The organism is Levilactobacillus namurensis (assembly GCF_032197885.1).
Taxonomy (GTDB): Bacteria; Bacillota; Bacilli; order Lactobacillales; family Lactobacillaceae; genus Levilactobacillus; species Levilactobacillus namurensis_A.
The window spans coordinates 2,290,461-2,308,325 of record NZ_CP134159.1 but is presented as its reverse complement, the minus strand read 5'-3'; the positions used below and the strand labels follow the sequence as shown (position 1 = coordinate 2,308,325).

Annotated in this window: 17 protein-coding genes and 1 other annotated feature; of the genes, 11 read left to right on the top strand and 6 right to left on the bottom strand. The window is 55.0% G+C overall.

Annotated elements, in window-relative coordinates:
- Window positions 1-9: 9 nt before the first annotated feature.
- A complete protein-coding gene (murI, locus tag RIN67_RS11090) occupies window positions 10-795 on the bottom strand; it encodes a glutamate racemase (protein WP_107740147.1) in 786 nt (261 codons plus the stop codon).
- Window positions 796-974: 179 nt separating this feature from the next.
- On the opposite strand from murI, the gene RIN67_RS11085 reads away from it, so the two are divergent.
- Genes RIN67_RS11085 through RIN67_RS11070 form a run of 4 tightly spaced genes read left to right on the top strand, consistent with a single transcriptional unit; the run spans window position 975 to window position 4,138 of the window.
- A complete protein-coding gene (locus RIN67_RS11085; protein ID WP_265000232.1) occupies window positions 975-1,346 on the top strand; it encodes a GntR family transcriptional regulator in 372 nt (123 codons plus the stop codon).
- Complete coding sequence (locus RIN67_RS11080; protein WP_265000233.1) at window positions 1,347-2,237, top strand: ATP-binding cassette domain-containing protein; 891 nt, start codon at window positions 1,347-1,349, stop codon at window positions 2,235-2,237. It begins immediately after the preceding gene.
- A 12-nt stretch (window positions 2,238-2,249) separates the two neighbouring features.
- Entirely contained in the window at window positions 2,250-3,203 is a 954-nt protein-coding gene (locus tag RIN67_RS11075) for an ABC transporter permease (RefSeq protein ID WP_313825865.1), read from the top strand.
- An 11-nt stretch (window positions 3,204-3,214) separates the two neighbouring features.
- Window positions 3,215-4,138, top strand: a complete 924-nt coding sequence (locus tag RIN67_RS11070) for an ABC transporter permease (RefSeq protein WP_313825866.1) — start codon at window positions 3,215-3,217, stop codon at window positions 4,136-4,138.
- 310 nt (window positions 4,139-4,448) lie between these two features.
- On the opposite strand, the gene RIN67_RS11065 is transcribed toward RIN67_RS11070, so the two are convergent.
- Window positions 4,449-5,897: a PH domain-containing protein gene (locus RIN67_RS11065; protein ID WP_313825867.1), complete on the bottom strand. Its 1,449-nt coding sequence runs from the start codon at window positions 5,895-5,897 to the stop codon at window positions 4,449-4,451.
- Window positions 5,884-6,357, bottom strand: coding sequence for a PH domain-containing protein (locus RIN67_RS11060; protein WP_265000328.1), 474 nt, complete (start codon window positions 6,355-6,357; stop codon window positions 5,884-5,886). The genes RIN67_RS11065 and RIN67_RS11060 overlap by 14 nt, the downstream gene beginning before the upstream one ends.
- 351 nt (window positions 6,358-6,708) lie before the next feature.
- Between RIN67_RS11060 and RIN67_RS11055 the strand changes: the two genes are divergently transcribed.
- Entirely contained in the window at window positions 6,709-7,149 is a 441-nt protein-coding gene (locus RIN67_RS11055) for a nucleoside 2-deoxyribosyltransferase (protein ID WP_024747556.1), read from the top strand.
- A 31-nt stretch (window positions 7,150-7,180) separates the two neighbouring features.
- Window positions 7,181-8,599, top strand: a complete 1,419-nt coding sequence (locus RIN67_RS11050) for a cytosine permease (protein WP_313825868.1) — start codon at window positions 7,181-7,183, stop codon at window positions 8,597-8,599.
- A gap of 497 nt (window positions 8,600-9,096) precedes the next feature.
- Here the strand turns inward: RIN67_RS11050 and RIN67_RS11045 are convergent, their stop codons facing one another.
- Genes RIN67_RS11045 through RIN67_RS11035 form a run of 3 tightly spaced genes read right to left on the bottom strand, consistent with a single transcriptional unit; the run spans window position 9,097 to window position 11,522 of the window.
- Window positions 9,097-9,993 carry a polysaccharide deacetylase family protein gene (locus RIN67_RS11045; RefSeq protein ID WP_265000330.1) on the bottom strand — a complete coding sequence of 299 codons (897 nt, stop codon included), beginning with the start codon at window positions 9,991-9,993 and terminating at the stop codon, window positions 9,097-9,099.
- Window positions 9,990-10,292 (bottom strand): hypothetical protein, encoded by a 303-nt coding sequence (locus RIN67_RS11040; RefSeq protein WP_024747559.1) that lies wholly within the window; start codon window positions 10,290-10,292, stop codon window positions 9,990-9,992. Before RIN67_RS11040 ends, RIN67_RS11045 begins: the two co-directional genes overlap by 4 nt.
- A gap of 3 nt (window positions 10,293-10,295) precedes the next feature.
- A complete protein-coding gene (locus RIN67_RS11035; RefSeq protein ID WP_265000331.1) occupies window positions 10,296-11,522 on the bottom strand; it encodes a glycosyltransferase in 1,227 nt (408 codons plus the stop codon).
- A 235-nt stretch (window positions 11,523-11,757) separates the two neighbouring features.
- Between RIN67_RS11035 and RIN67_RS11030 the strand changes: the two genes are divergently transcribed.
- From RIN67_RS11030 to tyrS, 5 genes are all read left to right on the top strand, one after another.
- Window positions 11,758-12,000 (top strand): hypothetical protein, encoded by a 243-nt coding sequence (locus tag RIN67_RS11030; RefSeq protein ID WP_056944416.1) that lies wholly within the window; start codon window positions 11,758-11,760, stop codon window positions 11,998-12,000.
- A gap of 72 nt (window positions 12,001-12,072) precedes the next feature.
- Window positions 12,073-13,539 (top strand): helix-turn-helix domain-containing protein, encoded by a 1,467-nt coding sequence (locus RIN67_RS11025; RefSeq protein WP_265000332.1) that lies wholly within the window; start codon window positions 12,073-12,075, stop codon window positions 13,537-13,539.
- 80 nt (window positions 13,540-13,619) lie between these two features.
- On the top strand, window positions 13,620-13,928 hold the full coding sequence (locus RIN67_RS11020) for a MarR family transcriptional regulator (RefSeq protein ID WP_313872923.1): 309 nt from the start codon (window positions 13,620-13,622) through the stop codon (window positions 13,926-13,928).
- Window positions 13,929-14,921: 993 nt separating this feature from the next.
- Window positions 14,922-16,304: an Nramp family divalent metal transporter gene (locus tag RIN67_RS11015; RefSeq protein WP_265000334.1), complete on the top strand. Its 1,383-nt coding sequence runs from the start codon at window positions 14,922-14,924 to the stop codon at window positions 16,302-16,304.
- A 41-nt stretch (window positions 16,305-16,345) separates the two neighbouring features.
- Window positions 16,346-16,550: a binding site (T-box leader), on the top strand.
- A gap of 53 nt (window positions 16,551-16,603) precedes the next feature.
- Complete coding sequence (gene tyrS / locus RIN67_RS11010; protein WP_265000335.1) at window positions 16,604-17,863, top strand: tyrosine--tRNA ligase; 1,260 nt, start codon at window positions 16,604-16,606, stop codon at window positions 17,861-17,863.
- Window positions 17,864-17,865 lie beyond the last annotated feature (2 nt).

Genomic DNA, 17,865 nt, shown 5'->3' with positions numbered 1-17,865 from the left:
TTTAGTAACTTATTGGTCGAGACCGTAGCGGTAGAGGTGGCGGTAAAGTGCTAGTTCTTCCGGGGTGTTGCGGCTACTGTAAAAATCAATCTGCCGGTCAGTATTCGGGGCCGTCCGCAAGAGGTCTTGGTCGGTCAGGTGCCGGACCAGGTTCTTGGCCAGTCCTTCGTAGCCCGTGTAGATCTGGACGGGGTGGTCGAATTCGGCCGCAATTAAGTCAGCGGCGAAAGGATAGTGGGTGCACCCCAGAACCACGGCGTCGATGGGCTGGGTCTTGACGTCCGCCATCAGCTGGTCGATCAGCGCCTGAATCCGTGGCAAGCCCGCGTGTCCCAGCTCGATAGTGTCGGCCAATCCCGGGCAAGGTAACGAGTAGATCTGGGTGGTGGCTTGGAACTTCTCGACCTGGGCCTGGTACTTAGGCAGACTAATGGTTAGCGGCGTAGCCATCACCAGGATGTGGTGGCGCCCCGCATCGACGGCCTGCTTTAAGGCGGGCTCGATCCCTAAGATGGGCAGGTCAGGATTGGCGACCATCAACTGTTGCTTGGCCGCACTGGTTGCGGTGTTGCACGCGATAACCACGGCCTTGACCTGGTGATGCTTGAGTTGGTCTAAGACCTGGCTGGCCAGAACGCAGACCTGCTCGGAGCTCTTCTCACCGTACGGGGCGTTAGCGGAGTCCCCGTAGAAAATAAAATTCTCATTTGGCAACGCCTGAGCCAGCGTCCTGAGAGTACTGATCCCCCCGACGCCAGAATCAAAGACGCCAATGGGTGCAGTTTGCTTTGACATACGAAACGCCTCCTAAGCTTCCATTAAAGGCCTTTTTTGGTTTCGATGCAACACTGTTCACCCGGATTGGCGGGTCAGGTAACGGATTCTTAGCAAATTCAAATTGTTTTTTTGAGTGTACTGTGTATAATAGTACACACAGAACACATGAAAAACCCAGATAGTGAGAGGTGAAGGGCATGCAACTTAGGGATGAATCCAGCCTGCCGTACTACGAGCAACTCGTGTTACGCGTCAAGCAACAGATCGTGCAGGGCATCCTGCAGCCCGGCGACCGGTTGCCGTCCGTGCGTGACATGGCGCGGCAGGAACAATTGAACCCCAACACAGTCAGCAAGGCCTATAAGCAATTAGAGACCCAGCAGGTCATCATGACCATTCGGGGCAAGGGGACCTACGTCCGGGACACCACAACGTCCGGAGACAACACCGCCCAGATCACGGCCTCTAAGCAACGCCTATTGACGCTGTTAACGGAGATTCGTTACTTGGGCGTCCCGGCGAGTGACGTGATATCCTGGATTAAAACGGCCTATGAGGAGGAAGATTGAATGCTACATGTAAACCAGTTAAGTAAAACGATCGATCACCGACCGATTATTGAAGAGATTGATTTTACCTGGCGACCCGGTGAAATCGTGGGGTTGGTCGGCCGTAACGGGGTCGGGAAGACCACCCTTTTTCGGACCATGACCAACCAGTACGTTGCCGATAGTGGCCAGGTCACCATTGATGACCACGACCTCCAAGCGGAACCGCAATTTCAACAGCACTTATTCTTTATTGATACCCAGTACAACTTTATGGGCAATTATCGGTTGCGGGAATTACCCGACTTCTACGCGTTGGTCTACACGAACTTTGACCGTGACCGGTACGTCAAGTTGCTCCAGCGCTTTGACCTAAAATTGAACGACCAGTATCGCCGGCTGTCCAAGGGGATGCGGGCGTTGGTCAACGTGATCTTGGCGCTGACGTCGAATGCGACTTACATCGTCTTGGATGAACCGTTCGATGGCCTGGACGTCATCGTACGGGAGAACATCGCGACTATGGTGATCGACGAGGTCGCCGACCAGACCAAGGGCTTCTTGATCTCGTCGCACGACTTAAACGAACTAGACGGACTAAGCGACCGGGTCCTGCTCCTCAAGGAGAGTCGTTTAGCACACGATTATAACCTCGAAGACGTGCGGGCTACAGCCAAGAAGGTCCAGTTGGTCTTCAAGGATAAAGTGATTCCGGAAGTCTTGAAGCAAAACAGTAAGTTGATCCGGGTCTCCGGTCGTGTCTTGGTCGTGGCCTTCCCCGAATATACGGATGAGTTGGATGCCCAACTGCGGGCGTTACAACCGGTACTCTTCGAGGAATTGCCGCTGACCTTGGAAGACCTGTTCCGAGCGAACCTATCGCAGGACACGGGTTACCAGATGATGAAGTAGGGGGCAGCGCAGATGCAAACATCATTAATGCAACTTCTGTGGCTCCATTACCGACGCCGGATGGGGGTGCTGGGCGTGATTGCGGTGCTCTTGGGATTCTGGTTAGCCTGGTCGGAGACGGGCAGTTGGTCGCACCAGTTAACGGGCGCCATCTTTGATGCCCAGATCCACCAGTGGACCGTCTACACGCAAGCCACCATGGGGAGTCTGTCCCTGTATCCGGGCGGCCTCCTCTTCATGGGCCTGCTAGTCGGATTATTGCTGATGAACGGGGACCTCAAGGACCACTTCAACGGTTTCCTCTTCATGAGCGGCTACCGGCGCACCACCATTTATTGGCACAAAGCCTTGCTGGGCATCGGGACCCTCTTGGCGATGGCCCTAGTCACGACGGTGATCCACTACGCCGTCTACCTGAGCCACTTGGCGCCCGGACAAACGTTTAATCTGGCGCTCCCCGGCCTACTGACTAGTTGGGGGTACGGCTTCTTACAGACCGTTGGTTTCTTTACCATTGGGTGGTTTGCCGCGCTGATTGTGGGTCAGACCGGACCATTGGTCATCACCGTTGCCGGTTTTCTGGTATCCCTGTTTGGGGTGGTGCCGGTGATCGAACGACTCTGGTTTCCGACCCAACCAGTTAGCGCCCAAGCGGATGCGCGCTTGGCGGGCGTCCTGGCTCTGGGGTGGCTCCTGGCCATCGTGATTTTGTTGCCGTGGGGCGCGTGGCTTTACCGGCGGTTGTCGTTAGAAAATGACGGGCACTACCTGCTCTTTGCGGGACTGCGGTGGCCGGTCTTCCTGGTTTACGTGGTGTACCTGGGACTGATTTTCGTGGGCAACCACGTGGCCTGGTCACCCATGACCTTGATCTATGCCGCTTTCGTGGTCTTTGGGTACCTTTGGCTCTGGCGGCCGCACCCCTTGGAGTGGTGGCGCCGGCGGCATACTGGGATTGAGAAATAGGGGGCGAACTGATGACAAAACACTTACTAGCGCTTTTCTGGCAACGGTATCGGCAACGCTTCTGGGCGTTACTGGCGATTTCACTGGTTATGGGCTTGATCCTGGCGTTATTGAACGTAACGACCTGGAATTTGTCGGCGACCGACACCCTATTCGGGAACCAAATTCACCGCTGGGAGCCCTACCTGGGTAGTGCCAACGCAACTTTTTCGCTGTATTCGTACTGGTTGGTCTTCGTGTTCTGGTTGGGCGGCTTGTTTTTAATGCTGCTGGATCGCACGGAGAACTTTAACCAGTTCTTATTCGCCAGCGGCTACCGCCGTTCGGTGATCTATTGGACCAAGCTGGGCATGAGCCTGGTGGGGTTAGTAGCGGTGGCGGTGATTACGACGCTGGAACAGTACCTGATCTACTGGCTGCACGTCCCGCATGGCGTCACCCTCAACTTGGCTTGGCCGGGTGTGCTGACTTCGTGGGCCCTAGGACTAGCGATGTCACTAGGAATGTTTGCCCTAAGCTGGTTTGCCGCGTTGATTGTGGGCCAGACTGGGCCATTGATGGTGACTATTGGCGGGTTTACCATCTCGTTGATTGGGGTTGCCAACATCATCCAGGGGCTGCTACACCATTGGACCAACGCCCAACGAGATTGGTTAGCCGTGGGACTCTGGTTAGCGGCTAGTCTGATTCTGTGGGTCTGGGGCGCCGGTCTGTTCGGCCGCCTCTCCCTGGAGCATAACGGGGAGTACCTGTTATTCCCTAAGTTGCGCTTACCGTTGTACCTGGTCTTCGTAGTCTACATGACGGCGCTGTTCACCATCAATGGGACGGACCTAGCGGCAGGGGTTTGGACCTTCGTCTTAACGGCGCTCTTCGGCTACGGCTGGTTGTGGCGCCCACACTGGTTAGAGGACTGGCGGCAACGCCATGCGTAAGGAACGGTAGTTTAGCCGTTGAACGACTTTACCATTTCTTTAACAGCGTTCGGACCATTTCGTGCTACTATCTTAGATGAGCCATGAGTTGGGGAACCAACTCGATTGCGTGGCCAAGTAACGACCGACAGTTTAGCAATGATGATGGCCAGAGAGAGTAGGCATAAGATAACTTGTTAAATGTGACGCAGGAGTAGGGTCATAACCAATTGCGTCATGGGGAGCCGCTGGGTGTTGGGGAACAACTAGCGGTCGAAAAGGGGCACCGTCCAGTTTGTTGGACGGTGCCCCTTTTCGGTGTGCCCGGAGATTAGGCTTTGTACCACTGATAAAGCCGTTCCGCTTGCTTGGCACTGATGTAGCGTAGCGTGATCTCTTGGTTGTGATTACCATGGCGGATGTTGACGGTCAGGTGGGCGAGTTGGCGCTTTTGCATCCAGACCGACCAGGTGACCCGGAGGGATTGAATCTGAGCCTTGCGGACGAAGAACGTCTCCCGAGTCCAGAAGTGGCCCGTCTGGAGGACCAGCAACTGGTGCGTCAACAGGCTGCCGGCGGTGTTACGGGCGGCGTATTGCCCCTGCAAGATGGCAAGGGGAATCAATAGCGCACTGAGCCAACCCCAGGGTTGCCAGAGCCACCCCACGACCAGAACGGGTAAGATTACGACTAGGACGGCATTGCGGCTGAGCAGCCAGCGCGCCGGACGGGGCACGATGAGCTGGGTCAGGCGTGGGGCCATCGGGGGCGTCCAGTCAATGAACGGGTTGAGGGTGGTGTAGAGGTGACTTTGAACGATGGCTGGTAGGATGACCAAGTCGTCGTTGTCGTCATCGGTTGCTGCCTTGGAGGCCAGCAGGACTTGGACCGTTTGGAGGTGAAGCCATTGGCGCAGGATGGTTTGTTTGCACCGAACGGCTTGCACTCGGGCCAGCGGCGCTGTGATGGTGTTGCGCTGGAAGAGCCCCTTGGCGACCTGTAACTGACTGCTGGTTCGGGTGAGAGTGAAGTGGTAGTAGCGAATCAGGATCCAGGCGAAGGCTCCCAGCCAGGCCACTAGTAGGACCAGAATGACGCCGCCGATGATCAGTGGAACGGCCCAGTGGGCAGCGTCACTGATTAACGAGTCGGTCCACTGATGCGGTAACTTGCCGTAAAGGGTCAGTAGGACCAGGGCCAGCGGGATGATGCCGGTCCCGGTCAAAGCGAACAGGACCATGCTGTGGGAATCGGTGACGTAGCGTTGACGGATGTCCGGTAAGCCCGGGGTGGCTGTTTCCGGCGCAGCTTGCGCGGTCGCGGGAACTGAATCGGTAGTCAGTGGAAGATCGAAACGGTACGCGTTGAGGGTGTCGGCGACGGTGGTGGGAACCGCCGGTAACCGGACTTCCGGTTCGTCGTCTTGGTGGCCAGCGGTCTCAATCTGGAGGGCTTCGAGGTGAAACGGTCGAAGGTAGAACCACTGTTTTCGCTGGACAGTCTGAATTCGAGAATAGGGGATGTGCTGGTGGTGTCGGATAAAGATACCGGAGTTGACCACCACGGCGGTGGGTTCGATCAAGTAGGTCAGGGTCAGCCACTGCAATAGGGGCCAGACCAGTAGCCAGGTCACCAGGGCAAGCACCATGATGAGCCGCCAGAACGCCGAGAGGTTGCCCCACTGCCAGAGGGCCAGTAGGATGAGGAACCAGTATTCTTTGAGTTGTTTAGCAGTTTGTTGGAGATACCCTAAGGGGTGCGTGTGCTTAGGCTGGGTCATGGCGCGCCTCCTGAGCCAGCTGCATGATTTGGTCTCGCAACTGCTGGGCCACGGGGAGCTCGAGGCCTTCGATGGTGTGGCTGGTCGCAGCCGTGGCGACCGTGACCTGCGTCAGGTGTTGCCACTGAAGTAGGGGTCCGGCGTTTAGCGTGACGTTTTGGACCCGGGCAATCGGGATGGCCAGGCGCTTCTTGAAGAGCCAACCAGACTGCATCTCTACGGCGGTCGGGGTGATCTGGTAGCGGCTGAAGCGGTAACGGTAGGGAATTAGAGCGAATTCAATGACGGGTTCGATGACCGTCAGGATGGCTCCGAGAACGGCTAACCAGGGGGTCCAGTGCCAGAACTGGTGGGCTAACCAGAGCAATCCCGTGATGACTAAGAGGGCTAGTAGGCTGCCCAGGGCACTGTAACCCCAGATACGTTTAATGCGCGGTGGTAAGGACTTGGTGGTATGCATGACTGATTTTGCTCCTCTCCTGAATAGTTTAAGTGTAGCAAGCTAGCGGGCCCTTGACAACTAAGGGACTGGTGCGAAAAAGCGGAAAATCCGCCAGTGACCAGAAATGAGGGACGTATAACGTTTAACGGAAAACGCTATCAAAGAAATGAGGATTGACGACCAGCGAGGGAGTCCGTATAATACGTTCTAACAACCAAATAGTCCTTTTAAATTAGTCCCGTGAGACTAACAAAGGTACGGTAGAAGCTGGAAATTTTTCTGGCGGCTAGCGGCCGACATTCTTGCGGAATTCGGCCGCTTTTTTCGTGGCTAGCTGGTTGAAACTCAAAACTTTGGAGGCATTTTTTCATGGCACAAATCTACGTTGCAAGTCCGTTCTTTAGTCCCGAGCAAGTCGACCGGGTGACCCGGTTGGAACAAGCCCTGACCGCCAACCCGACGGTCAAGGACTTCTACTCTCCGCGGTTACATCAGGACGCCCAGGCTGAACAGTTCACCAAGGAATGGGCGACGGAGATCTACCACCGGGACATGACGCAAATCGCTGCGGCTGACGTTATCGTGACGGTCTTGGACTTCGAAGCGCAGAACATTGATTCCGGGACCGCTTACGAATTAGGGGTCGCCACGATGCGCGACATGCCGATCCTGGCTTTGCAGGAAAAGGCGGAGGGCGTCAACTTGATGGTGACCGAAAGCCTCCACTACTACACCAAGCAGGTCGCGGATTTCGCGACGTATGATTTTAACACCTTGCCACAAGGCGATTTTGTTGGGGAAATCTTGTAACAGATTGACAACTTAAGAAAGGTGAATCAGCATGGCACAAGAGGTAAAAGCAACGACAGCGAAACCAACGGCGACAACGTTTGGTCACGTCGAGTCGATTCCGCGCAAGAATCGGCGCATGACGAACTGGGATTTATTTGCGACTTGGATTGGGGCCAACGCCAATAACGGGACCTGGTACATCGGCGGGGGTGTGATTGCGGCTTGCGGGCTGGTCACTGCGTCGACGACCTTGATCATCGTGGGCTTGGTGTCGTACCTCTTATTGGCGTTAGCCAGTGAAATGGGTTACCGGACGGGGTTGCCCGCCATGGCGCTGACCCGGGCATCGTTTGGGTTGCGCGGGAGCTTTATTCCGTCGATCATCAACGTGGTGCAGTTCATCGGCTGGGCGGCCGTGAACACGTTTATCGCCGCAACGTCCATTAGCTACATCTTTGGGGAACTCTTTGGCTGGCCCGTTTACGGGAAAGCGGGCGGTAACTTCGGGTTGATTATCGGAATCGTCATCATGAGTGTCTTGCATTTATTGAGTATTTCACTAGGGGAACGTTCCGTGCGGTTGATCGAACGGATTGGGATCGTCCTGGTGGTCATCTTCGTGGTCTGGGAATCCGTCGTGGTCTTCCGGATGGTCTCGTTCAGGGATATCCTGACTTGGCAGCCGCCCCACAACTTACGGATGTCTTCCGGCGTTGCGGCCGACACCTTAGCCGCCTTCAACCTGGCTTGGGTCACGGCGGCCTCGGACTTCAGTCGCTTCACGGCGAAGAAGTCAGCGGCGACGACCTTCAGTTTCTTGGGCGCGAACTTCGGCCTGTTCTGGTTCGCCTTTATCGGCCTGTTCGCCACGATTGGTACGGCGGTCACGCTGAACCACTTCGACCCGAACAACTCTGACCCTAGTACGGTAGCGGCGAAGTTGGGGCTGGGGGTCTTGGCCCTCTTAGTCATCGTCTTGACCAGTACCACGGCTAATGCGGTCAACCTGATGTCGGCCGGGTCGGCGCTGACGAACATGGTTCACCAGCTGTCGTTAAACGTCAGTCTCTGGATCGTGACCTTAGTTGCGGCGGCGGTCACCTTCATTCCGGTCTACCTGGCCAGCTTCTTGGACGTTTTCGAGGCGTTCTTAGATGGTATTGGGATGTTCCTGGGACCCGAGATTGCGGTCTTCTTGGTCGACTACTTCTTCTTGAAGGGGAAGCAGTACCGGTTGGCCGAGTTCACTAAGGTTCGCGGGGCTTACTGGTACACCCGGGGGATCAACTGGGTCGCCGTGGCCAGCTGGCTCTTGGGGGTCGTGGCGTACTGGGGCCTGAAGCAGGTCACAGTCATCTCGACCACGATTGGCGCGACGTTTATCGCGATGATCATCACGGCGGTCATCTACGGTCTGGGGATGCGCTTGACGCACCCGGCAGCCGCACCGGTAGAAAATAAGGATTAGAGCTTAAACCAGAACGGTTGTGGCAGAGGTCCTTTGAGTTTCTGGTCACCAATTAGTTTTTAAACCGTTTCTAAAACAGATCACGGCCAATTACGACGATATTCACGACTGGGACTACGCATCCTATCGGCGAGTGTCCGGTGGTTACCGGGGTCTGAAGACATGACGTTACCTGTGAGGGTAAACTTAAACCGTTATGATAAACAGCCTGATCCCCGCTTCCTTGCGCGGGGGTCAGGCTGTTTTTAGAAGCTATTGTGCAGGTCAGCGGCTAGGGGGGATGACCTGCACGAGTGCCGGCGGTTAGTTGAGGACCAGATCGGTTCTGGTCAGAAAAAAGACGACCGAATCTACGAGAGGTTCAGGGTTGCTGTGGAGATGAAAAGAACCGTCTGTCACCAGGGAAAGTTCCGGGTGATAGACGGTTCTTTTGGTTTATCTTGATGACCATTAACGCGAGTTCTAGAACTCGCCCCCCGGTGGAAGTGGCCGGTCGGTTACGAATCGGACGACTGGAACCAGTGCGCGATGGACGGCCAACTTTCGTGGTTGACGATGACCCGCGGTGTTTCGTTGAGGTCGGTGTCGTCGGTGACCAGTCCCGTATCGAGGGTGGCCACCCAAGCCAGCTTTTGTTGGGCCAGGAATCGGTTGATCTGGTCCGTTCCGGCGCCGTATGGAAAGGCGAACGAGTTGGCCCGGACGCCCGTGTGCCGCACCAGATCCCGCTTAGACTGGGCGAAGTCCCGTTGGAACTTGCCGTAGAAGTGGGGTTGCATGAACACGGGTTGCATGTGGGCGTTCAAGTGGTGCATGTCGTGGGTGTGCAGGCCCAGTTCCATCCGACCGTGAGTGGTCTTCCGGGCGGCGTTGATCTGTGACCAGGTCGCCAGCTGGGTGCCTTCCCGGTATTCACCGGTATTCCCCGTAATAATGAAGGCGGTGAAGGGGAACTTGTAGCGATTCATCACGGGAACGGCGTGGTCGATCACGGTCCGGTCGATGTCGTCAAAGCTCAGAACGGCGTATTTTCCGCGAATAGGCTGGTGATGGTGGACCATCCGCGCCATCTGGTCTGAAGTGATGACCTTGACGTGGTGGTCGTGTAAGTATTTCATCTGTTGGGCGAACTGGTCAGCTGGGACGTTGAATTCGTGCAGCTGAGAGTTCGGTGATAGGTCGCGAATGACCTTGGTCGGGACGTTGTCGCCCAGAATCCGGTGGTAACACAGGACCATGATACCGTTGCGCATCTGCTGGTAGGTCTTGGGCAGCGCGTAACTCTCGCGCATGGCGGACTCTTGAACGGCCTGTTTGCGGACCGTCCAGCCGACCCCGACGATGACCGCTAAGACTGCGGTCAACAACAAGTTCCGACGTAAGCGGTGGCTCATGAGCGACCTCCCTTGTGGTGACTGAGGCGGTACCAGCGCCAGCCACAATAGACTGGGGTCAGGACGATTAACCACCCGATAAAGACTAACAATTGATTATCGCCGTGGACCTTGAGGTTGAACAAGAGGTAGAGGCTGACCAGTGAATCACTGTACCAGCCCAGACTGAACCCGATGTTGGCTAAGACCACTAAAGCGATGAATCCCCATAATGCCACGAGGACTAGGCCTCGTGTACTCCGACTGCGCCAGCTGGTCTGCCGGCGAATGATTGGTGCAAACTTCTCCCGTTTTTGCACGATTTATAACCCCCGATCTGGACTCCGCCAAGTCCCGGTTCGCTGCGGGTTGACCAGATAAGAGCCAATGGCCAGCAGGCAACTCACCAGGTTGATGAGCCAGTAATACAAAACGTAGATTGGAACGAGCAGTAGTTCCGGCCCCTTAAGCTGGGCGGTATATTGGGACGCGAAGAACCCAATGGTGAACTGGATGCCGTTTAGGATAAACATCAGAACCAACAGGTTACCATCTAACGATAGGCTGTGCAAGAACAGAAGTTGAAATCCGTAGGCCAGCATTCCAAAAGCGGTCAGCGTGGCCCAGATGTTACTGATAACGGACTCCGCGAGCAGCCACCGTTGGCCGATGGGGGCCGTGAACAGCCCGCGCCAGTTGGTGACCAGGACTTCTAAGCCGCCCCGGGCCCAGCGTTGCCGTTGCTTGATCAGCCCCCGCATCCGCTCGGGTACCAGGATCCAGCAGATGGCTTGTGGTTCGTAGGCCACGCGCCAGTGGTGCCGGTACAGGCGCCAGGTGATGTCGATGTCTTCGGTTAAGACGTCCGGATTCCACCCGCCCACGGCGTCTAAGGCTTCGCGGCGAAACGCCACTAGAACCCCGGAGACCGTGGTGATGTTGCCGGTCAGATAGGATTGGGCCTTCTTGATCAGGTCGATCACGGCCACGTATTCCAGTAACTGTAAGCGCCCCAGTAGACTAGTGCGGTTCCGCACTACGGGCTTCCCCGTAACTGCCCCGTAGCGTGGATTTTCGGCGAGCGTCGTCACCAGTTGACTGACGGCATCGGGCGCCAAGAGTGAATCGGCGTCGATGGCCATTAAGTAATCCCCCTGGGCGACCTGATACCCCTGATTTAAGGCGTTGGCCTTCCCTTGGTTGACGGGCAACGCGACGATGGTTAGGGCTAACGTTGCTGCCCAGTGTTTTTTCAGGCGCTGCATCATGGCCAAGGTGGCGTCCGTACTGGCGTCATCGATGAGGATGACTTCGTAGTGCGGGTAGTCCAGTTTGGCCAGTGAATAGACGGCCGACTCCAGTGTTGCGGTCTCGTTGTGTGCCGGGACCAGGATGGAAACGAACGGGGCCGTCTGCGGTGTTAGGCGGGTTCGCCGCTGGCGCTGTTGACGCCGAAAAAGGCCGAAAAATAAACTACCCGTGATCCAGATAACGGATACGAAGATTGGGTAGCCGATGACGAAAAAGGTATTTAAATTGCTAAGCCACATGGTATGTCTCTCTCCCCCTACTTGAATGTTAAATGTCGATAGTCTCAACCAGTCCGGCATAGAGCATAGCATGGAAAACGCTTCGCAAAATGCGGTCCGCAAAAATAATAAGAAAAACGTAAACTTTTGCACACGAACGGTTTTCAGGGTGGGTACGTTGTTGAGTAACTAGACGGTCGGATTTGGAAATGACGTGTTAAAATAGGTATAGAAAAACGCATAGGAAGGTGATTGAATGGTCCAAAAGGTTGAAACGTTACCACTAGTTGGACGGTTAGCAGCAGGCAAACGGGTGACATTGATTTTGAATGACGGCCGAGAAGTCCATGTGGCACCGGAAATCGTCGCAGGACGATTGACCGGCAATTACCTGAGTAGCGTCTTACCGTCTATTCGGTATGATGATCCACGAATCGTTTTGAAGGAGACGTTGACGGCGCTGGATGTCCAGCACGCCACGGTCACGGACGTCGCCTAAACGCGTGGAGACTGTGTCAGCCCTCGGCCCGGTGGCCGGGGGCTGTCTAATTATCACGGGGGAGTGAGTCATGTGAAGATTGATTTTGCGATGTTAACGCCTAAGGCGACGCGCAAGATTCGGTTATTAACATTTATTAATGATCAGGGGGGCCATTTTAACTTGGCCGATTTTGCGACCGATACGTCGGAAAGCTATTCGCAGGCCTACCATGTGCTGTTGAATCTGCGGGCGGACCTGCTAGAACTGGCGCCGGCGACCAAGCTGACCAAGGACCATTTGGAGACGGATGTGACGCCGGATGCGTACCGGCACTGGCTATACGTGAACAGTATTCCGTATCAGGCGATTCTGACCACGTTGGCGTCCCCGGAGAAGCGGGCCCAAGACGTCTGTGCCCAACACCAGATTAGTCTCTCAACGTTCAACCGGCGGATGCGGCCGATGCGTGAGCAGTTGGCCCAGTATCAGCTGGAATTAACCACGAATCCGTTGCAGCTGACGGGGAATGAAGCGCTGATTCAACTACTGTATCTGACCCTGTTTACCACGACGATGACCACGTTGGCGGAGCTGCCAAAGGTGCCGTTGCAGTACCGGCCGTTGGCCACGGCGATTCGGACCACCTACACAGGAAGTCAGCTCTACTGTGATTCGCCGGGGTTAGCGCAGCACCGGGAATTGTTGATCACGATTTCGTTGTTGCGGTTAGCGCAGGGGCACCGGTACGCGCCGTTGCGGTTACCGCTGGCGCACCTCACGGATCTACGGGAGTTGGCCCGTAACTTTCAGCTTCAACTGGGAGACTCGCCCAAGAAGGTGCTGACACAACTGGCGACGCTGGATTACTTGCTGACCAGTTCGCCGTACTTTGTTCGGGCGTTGCGGCCAGATAGCTTGAAACGTCTGTACCGCGGGTTGCAGCAGCGGGTCGGGGACTACCAATTGGCCCCCGGAGTCGTCGAGTTAACGGATTATGCTGAGGGGCGTAACTGGTTTGCCAACTGGTTATTCGCCTTATGTCAGTTTATGATGCTGTTTCGCGTGGACCCGCTATTGCGGCCTGAAATTACGACGCTGTACCGGGCGACCAAGGAATCCACGGCCGCCGCGGCCGCACTGACGACCAGTATGGCACGACTCTATCCACAGTTGATTACCAGTAGTGATTTGCGGTTGGTTCAGGGGTACCTGAGCAAGTACACCAACGGGTTGAACCTGACGGCGGCTAAAGTTGAAATCCTGGTCTCCTACGACATGGTCGGGGTCACCACGGACGTCTTTAACCGGTTGTTGGGGGGCATCGTGCATCTGCAGATTCTGTGTGACCAGCTGGCGATTGACCCGCAGCGCCGGGCGAACTACCTGGTGATTTACGGGGTGGATGACTTAGCGTACCAGTTCGCCCAGGAACACCACCTGGAGACGTTCCATTGGATTAAGGAATTGGAGTACGGTGAGAACCTGGACCGGTTGATCAAGACGCTGCGGCATCACGACTTATCCCTCTTTGCGCTGGATTTTCAACATTCCGACTAAGATTCAGGCTACGTCATCGGGAATGACGTAGTATACTAGATGTAAGCGTATACATTTTAAACGAATTGGAGTGGGTCTGGATGGCAGTACAGGATGATTTGAATAAGGTCATGGCGATTTACGGGTTCGTGACCCAGTGCTACAATCAACCGTTGGCCGACCTGAGCCTGAACCTGCCCCAATGTCAGGTGATCGGATACGTCGCGACGGAGCGGCTATCGGTGGCGCAGGTGGCCCAGAAGTTGGGTTTTTCTGCGACGCGGACGTCGCGGGGCCAGGCCCAGTTACAGGTGATTCGCCAGCAGTTGCCGGCGACCCTGCATCGGGCGTTGACCCAGCTGGCAGCCACTGCGGATACGCCGACCAGCGAGGAATTGTCGGACAGTTAAAAAGTAGACAGACTAAGATGGGCTCTGTAAAAACCAAGCTGGTTTTACAGAGCTCTTTTGAATGGCCGTGGCCTATGTGGCGCTGAAAATTGGACATCCCCCTCTGGACTTCGAGTCTGTGATGATAAATTAATTACCGCTGTGATGGTCATCCGCCTTACCGGACAGCCAGACAAGGCTGGAACGCCGTGGGCACCACTTCGAGCCACAAAGCGGTCTCGAAGTTGGGCCTTTTCCTAGGCAATCTAAGGAACACTCACCAAGGAAAATTTCACGGCTGAGCCTGGTCTGGCCGTCCTCTCGGCTTACAGTCGTGTAATCATAGCAGAACATGGTTTGGCAACGGACTGTAGCGGTGGCTGGTATGAATAAGCTCATTAACTGTTTGTAGCTATGGTGCAAGCCAACTGAATAGATGGTGATTCTTACCACGGACTCAAGGTCTAATAAGATTTACACCTGATCATTTGGTTCTAATCATTCCACACGTTGGTATTTTCAATTTCAAGCGCTAGGAAACACCATTTTTGATACGCTCAATTTAGCCGTGAGGTTGGGCCTGAAGAGGCTCAGTGGTGTCGTTTGGGTTATTCGGGGTTCTTTCCCGGATTACCCAAAGGCCGAGCTTGAAGACCTGGGGTTTTCAGGGCTTACGTTGTGCTCATCACGCTCCAGCCTCTTCAGGCCCAACCGGTAAGGCGGATGATTGCTACAATCTGCCTTGCTGACACGTACGGCCCAAGGCAACCAGTAGACGGGGGCTGTTTCAAAAAGGTGGTGATTTTGCCGTTGATTTTGATTTCCCAGACGCACCCTAGCACGGGACGGTTCGGTCTGGGAAATGCCGAGTTGCCACCAACGTTGCGTATTTGATGGCCAATTAATTTAATAGATGAATCGAAAATAAAGTTAGGGGTGGTGAAAAATTGCTTTACAGCCCCCAGTGGTCCGGTATAATGATGGGACACAAAAGATAGGGGAGTGTGAATCAAAATGACAGACAACGTTTCAACGAAAGAACGACCGGGTCAAGCCGCAGCGGATACCGGTTACGCGAACGGCCCGTCATTAGAAGAAATTAACGGGACGGTAGCCATCCCTAAAGAAAAGGGGTTCTTCAAGAACTTGATTGCCTTTTCGGGGCCGGGGGCCTTGGTAGCCGTGGGGTATATGGACCCGGGGAACTGGGTCACGTCGATCGGCGGGGGTGCGAAGTACGGGTACCTGTTGATGTCGGTGATCTTGATTTCCAGTTTGATTGCGATGTTGCTCCAATACATGGCGGCTAAACTGGGCATTGTGACGCAGATGGATCTGGCCCAGGCAACGCGGGCGCATACCACCAAGAAAGTGGGGTTTGTTCTGTGGGTGATGACGGAGCTCGCCATCATGGCCACGGACATTGCTGAGGTGATTGGGGGCGCGATTGCCCTTCAATTACTTTTTGGGATTCCGCTGATTATCGGGGTCGCGCTGACCGTTTTTGACGTTTTACTTCTATTATTGTTGACAAAATTAGGATTTCGGAAGATCGAAGCCATCGTGGTCTGCTTGATTACGGTGATTCTGGTGGTCTTCGCCTACGAAGTGGTGATTGCCCAACCTAACATGGGTCAGGCTATGGCGAACTTTATCCCCCAGCCGCAGATCGTCCATCCGGGGCAACTGACCATGGCCCTGGGAATCGTGGGGGCGACGGTCATGCCCCACAACCTGTACTTACATTCGTCGATTGCTCAGACCCGGAAGTTCGACCGGAACGATCCGGCGGAAATGCGCCGGGCCGTGAAGTTTACGACTTGGGATTCCAATATCCAGTTAGTAGGGGCTTTCGTGATCAACTGCTTGCTGTTACTCTTGGGTGCGGCGCTGTTCTTCGGAAAGGACGCTGACCAATTGGGAACCTTCAGTCAACTGTATAACGCCTTGCAGGATAACCATTTGGCTGGTGCGGTGGCGTCACCGTTTCTCTCGACGCTCTTTGCGACGGCCCTCCTAGCCTCCGGACAGAACTCCACGATTACGGGAACCTTGACGGGACAGGTGATTATGGAAGGGTTCATCAACCTGAAGATTCCAATGTGGGTCCGACGGTTGGTCACGCGGCTACTCTCGGTAGCGCCAGTGATCATCTGTACCCTGATTTACGGGGGAAGTGAACAGGCCCTGGACCGCTTGTTGGTCAATTCCCAGGTGTTCCTGTCGATCGCGTTGCCGTTCTCGATGATTCCGCTGACGATTTTCACGTCGTCGAAGAAGATCATGGGGGATTATGCGAATAAGCCGTGGGTCACGGTACTCGCGTGGACCAGTTCGATTGTCTTAACGATCCTGAACCTGCAGATTATCTGGGGGACGGTCGCCGACTTATTCTAACCAGGCATTGACTTTTCGCGATTCTGCCGGTAATATCAGAGTCATAAGCGAAGAAGCAGTTGAGTAGTGTGCCCGGCGTCGGTCCAGAGATCTAACGGTGCTGTGAGTTAGAACGTCCGGTAGCATGAATTACGCTGTGGAGCGGCTGGTATCGTCCAGCGGGTCATTCCGTTAACGATGACGAGCGGTTGCCTGATCAGGGCAGCAACTTGGGTGGTAACGCGGATTGTTTAATTCGTCCCTGATGGTCTTTGGACCGTTGGGGACTTTTTTGTTGTGATAAATAGGAGGATTAGCAAATGTCAATTATTGATGAACTAAAGTGGCGCGGGGCGGTTAACCAGCAGACGGATGAAGCCGGATTGGCCGAATTGGTCAACGAAAAAAAGGTGGGACTGTATGCCGGCATCGACCCCACGGGGGACTCGATGCACATCGGACATCTGATTCCCTTCATGATCCTCAAGCGGTTCCAGTTGGCGGGACACCGGCCATACATTGTGATCGGTGGGGCCACGGGGTCGATTGGGGACCCTTCTGGTAAGAAGTCCGAACGGGTCCTGCAGACCATGGACCAAGTCCGGCATAACCAGGAATGCCTGACTAAGCAGATGGAACACCTCTTTGGTCAGGATGGTAGCTTTAAGATTGTGAACAACTACGATTGGTTGTCCAAGCTGTCCTTACTGGATTTCTTACGGGACTACGGGAAGTTGTTCAACGTTAACACTATGTTGAACAAGGAAATCGTGGCGTCACGGCTGGAAGTGGGAATTTCCTACACGGAATTCACCTACCAGATTCTGCAATCCATTGATTTCTTGCACCTCTACCAACATGAAGACGTCCAACTCCAGATTGGTGGGGCCGACCAATGGGGCAACATCACGTCCGGTATCGACCTGATTCACCGGCAAGAAGGCGCCGATGCGAAGGTCTATGGGCTGACGATTCCGTTGCTGTTGAAGGCGGATGGGACCAAGTTCGGTAAGTCCGAAGGCGGCAACGTCTGGTTGAATCCGGAAAAGACCTCGCCTTACGACTTCTACCAATTCTGGATTAACACGGATGACCGGGACGTGGTGAAGTTCTTGAAGTACTTCACTTTCTTGGATCAAGCTGAAATCGACCGGTTAGCCGAAGCCGTGGCGACGCACCCTGAAAAGCGGGAAGCGCAGAAACGGTTGGCTGAAGAAGTTACGGAATTCGTTCACGGAAAGGACGCCGTGGTCGAAGCGCAACACATTACCAAGGCGCTGTTCTCCGGGGATGTCGCGGAACTGACGGCTAGCGAAATTGAACAAGGGTTCAAGAACATGCCATCCGTGACGGTTACCTCTGCTAAGCAGGGCATCGTCGAATGGTTAGTGGACACGACTAAGATTGAATCATCCCGGCGGCAAGCTCGGGAAGACGTCACTAACGGGGCCATCCGGATCAACGGTGAAAAGGTCACGGATACTGACGCCGAGATCGACCCATCAGCAGCGTTCGATGGGAAGTTCGTGATCGTTCGGCGGGGGAAGAAGCGGTACTTCTTAGCCCGGGTCAGCGATTAAGG

Coding starts and splice junctions, on each gene's coding strand:
- RIN67_RS11035 (WP_265000331.1), bottom strand. CDS start 11,522: ATGTGGCTTAGCAATTTAAATACCTTTTTCGTCATCGGCTACCCAATC.
- RIN67_RS11045 (WP_265000330.1), bottom strand. CDS start 9,993: ATGAGCCACCGCTTACGTCGGAACTTGTTGTTGACCGCAGTCTTAGCG.
- RIN67_RS11015 (WP_265000334.1), top strand. CDS start 14,922: ATGACAGACAACGTTTCAACGAAAGAACGACCGGGTCAAGCCGCAGCG.
- RIN67_RS11070 (WP_313825866.1), top strand. CDS start 3,215: ATGACAAAACACTTACTAGCGCTTTTCTGGCAACGGTATCGGCAACGC.
- RIN67_RS11020 (WP_313872923.1), top strand. CDS start 13,620: ATGGCAGTACAGGATGATTTGAATAAGGTCATGGCGATTTACGGGTTC.
- RIN67_RS11060 (WP_265000328.1), bottom strand. CDS start 6,357: ATGCATACCACCAAGTCCTTACCACCGCGCATTAAACGTATCTGGGGT.
- RIN67_RS11065 (WP_313825867.1), bottom strand. CDS start 5,897: ATGACCCAGCCTAAGCACACGCACCCCTTAGGGTATCTCCAACAAACT.
- RIN67_RS11030 (WP_056944416.1), top strand. CDS start 11,758: ATGGTCCAAAAGGTTGAAACGTTACCACTAGTTGGACGGTTAGCAGCA.
- RIN67_RS11055 (WP_024747556.1), top strand. CDS start 6,709: ATGGCACAAATCTACGTTGCAAGTCCGTTCTTTAGTCCCGAGCAAGTC.
- RIN67_RS11050 (WP_313825868.1), top strand. CDS start 7,181: ATGGCACAAGAGGTAAAAGCAACGACAGCGAAACCAACGGCGACAACG.
- RIN67_RS11080 (WP_265000233.1), top strand. CDS start 1,347: ATGCTACATGTAAACCAGTTAAGTAAAACGATCGATCACCGACCGATT.
- RIN67_RS11075 (WP_313825865.1), top strand. CDS start 2,250: ATGCAAACATCATTAATGCAACTTCTGTGGCTCCATTACCGACGCCGG.
- RIN67_RS11085 (WP_265000232.1), top strand. CDS start 975: ATGCAACTTAGGGATGAATCCAGCCTGCCGTACTACGAGCAACTCGTG.
- tyrS (WP_265000335.1), top strand. CDS start 16,604: ATGTCAATTATTGATGAACTAAAGTGGCGCGGGGCGGTTAACCAGCAG.
- murI (WP_107740147.1), bottom strand. CDS start 795: ATGTCAAAGCAAACTGCACCCATTGGCGTCTTTGATTCTGGCGTCGGG.